Here is a 1234-nt window from a genome sequence, read left to right on the forward strand (position 1 = left end):
AATGCTCTAGCCAGCTGAGCTACACCGCCATATTCTCATTTTATTATTGGTGGAGCCTAGCGGGATCGAACCGCTGACCTCCTGCGTGCAAAGCAGGCGCTCTCCCAGCTGAGCTAAGGCCCCATTATAAGTGGTCGGGAAGACAGGATTCGAACCTACGACCCCTTGGTCCCAAACCAAGTGCTCTACCAAGCTGAGCTACTTCCCGTTATAATGGCGCGCCCGAGAGGAGTCGAACCCCTAACCTTTTGATCCGTAGTCAAACGCTCTATCCAATTGAGCTACGGGCGCATAATTTTATTGAAATATGTGTTTATCGATTTATCTTAAGAAAGAGATGGTGCCGAGGACCGGAATCGAACCGGTACGGTAGTCACCTACCGCAGGATTTTAAGTCCTGTGCGTCTGCCAGTTCCGCCACCCCGGCAATTATTGGAGCGGAAGACGGGATTCGAACCCGCGACCCCAACCTTGGCAAGGTTGTATTCTACCACTGAACTACTTCCGCATATCATTATCATTAAAAGCTAAAAACATTTGGTGCGGGTGAAGGGAGTCGAACCCCCACGCCTTACGGCGCTAGATCCTAAGTCTAGTGCGTCTGCCAATTCCGCCACACCCGCATTATAGAAAGTTATTTACTATACTAAAAAATAACTTTTATGAGCCATGAAGGACTCGAACCTTCGACCCTCTGATTAAAAGTCAGATGCTCTACCAACTGAGCTAATGGCTCTAAGTGTTTATTAATTTAACTAATTTAAAATGGTGCCGGCCAGAGGACTTGAACCCCCAACCTACTGATTACAAGTCAGTTGCTCTACCAATTGAGCTAGGCCGGCAAGTCTTGATGACTTTCTCGCTAACGCGGGAAATTTATGGTGGAGGATGACGGGATCGAACCGCCGACCCTCTGCTTGTAAGGCAGATGCTCTCCCAGCTGAGCTAATCCTCCAAAAATAAGGTTATTTCAATGTTTAGAAAAACTTGGTGACCCCTACGGGATTCGAACCCGTGTTACCGCCGTGAAAGGGCGGTGTCTTAACCGCTTGACCAAGGGGCCTAATTTAATAAAGAGCCTTTTCAGGCTAGCCTGGCAACGTCCTACCTTCACAGGGGGAAACCCCCAACTACCATCGGCGCTGAGAAGCTTAACTTCCGTGTTCGGCATGGGAACGGGTGTGACCTTCTCGCTATCGCCACCAGACTATTTACTTAAGGAACTTTGTTCCTT

The 1234-nt window shown here is 48.8% G+C and carries 10 tRNA genes and 1 rRNA gene; all 11 read right to left on the reverse strand.

Annotated features, from left to right (window positions below):
• Positions 1-47: 47 nt before the first annotated feature.
• A tRNA-Ala gene (locus H0185_RS16245) sits at positions 48-123 on the reverse strand.
• An 8-nt stretch (positions 124-131) separates the two neighbouring features.
• Positions 132-208, reverse strand: a tRNA-Pro gene (locus H0185_RS16250).
• A gap of 6 nt (positions 209-214) precedes the next feature.
• Positions 215-291, reverse strand: a tRNA-Arg gene (locus H0185_RS16255).
• A 47-nt stretch (positions 292-338) separates the two neighbouring features.
• Positions 339-427, reverse strand: a tRNA-Leu gene (locus tag H0185_RS16260).
• Between the two features lie 6 nt (positions 428-433).
• Positions 434-508 (reverse strand) — tRNA-Gly (locus tag H0185_RS16265).
• 30 nt (positions 509-538) lie between these two features.
• Positions 539-623, reverse strand: a tRNA-Leu gene (locus tag H0185_RS16270).
• 40 nt (positions 624-663) lie between these two features.
• Positions 664-736, reverse strand: a tRNA-Lys gene (locus H0185_RS16275).
• A gap of 30 nt (positions 737-766) precedes the next feature.
• A tRNA-Thr gene (locus H0185_RS16280) sits at positions 767-842 on the reverse strand.
• A gap of 37 nt (positions 843-879) precedes the next feature.
• Positions 880-955 (reverse strand) — tRNA-Val (locus H0185_RS16285).
• 33 nt (positions 956-988) lie between these two features.
• Positions 989-1063 (reverse strand) — tRNA-Glu (locus H0185_RS16290).
• Between the two features lie 28 nt (positions 1064-1091).
• A 5S ribosomal RNA gene (rrf, locus tag H0185_RS16295) occupies positions 1092-1207 on the reverse strand.
• Between the last annotated feature and the right edge of the window lie 27 nt (positions 1208-1234).

The sequence above is a fragment of the Mesobacillus maritimus genome (assembly GCF_019749255.1).
GTDB lineage: Bacteria > Bacillota > Bacilli > Bacillales > Cytobacillaceae > Mesobacillus_B > Mesobacillus_B maritimus_A.